Origin of the sequence: Methylobacterium sp. WL116 (assembly GCF_008039455.1) — a bacterium.
Taxonomy (GTDB): Bacteria; Pseudomonadota; Alphaproteobacteria; order Rhizobiales; family Beijerinckiaceae; genus Methylobacterium.
On record NZ_VRUV01001107.1, the window covers coordinates 1 to 514 of the forward strand.

Sequence of the window (514 nt, forward strand, 5' to 3'; positions counted from 1 at the left end):
GAGCAGCGTCAGGGCGGTCGCGGCCATGGCGGTCCCGTCGAGCGCGACGAGCAGGCCGAACAGCGGCGAGGCCAGCGCCAGGGGCAGCCCGGTGGTGATCCAGTGCGCGATCACCTTGGCCAGCACCACGAGCTCGAGCGGCACCGGCGCGGCGGTCATCAGGTCCAACGAGCCGTCCTCCTCGTCGGCCTGAAACAGCCGGTCGAGGCCGATCAGCGTCGCCAGCACCGCCGAGAGCCAGAGGATGGCCGGGCCGATCCGCGAAAGCAGGTTGAGGTCCGGCCCGAGGGCGAACGGCACCAGCGCCACGATCATCAGGAAGAAGACCAGCGACAGCATGCCCGACCCGCCGACGCGGGAGGCCAGCGTCAAGTCGCGGGCGACGAGGGCTGCGAGGATGCGGATCACGCCCACGCCTCCTCCGCGTCGTCCGCCGGCTCGGGCGCCCGCGGGGCGGCCTGCGCGATGTGGAGGTTGCGCGCGTCCTCGAGCCCGAGGGCCTGGTGGGTGGCGC

Annotated in this window: 1 protein-coding gene; it reads right to left on the reverse strand. The window is 73.3% G+C overall.

What is annotated here, in order from left to right:
- Positions 1–408: heme exporter protein CcmB (gene ccmB / locus FV223_RS29615; RefSeq protein ID WP_147730119.1), on the reverse strand; the 408-nt coding region annotated here is incomplete at its 3' end.
- Positions 409–514: the final 106 nt, after the last annotated feature.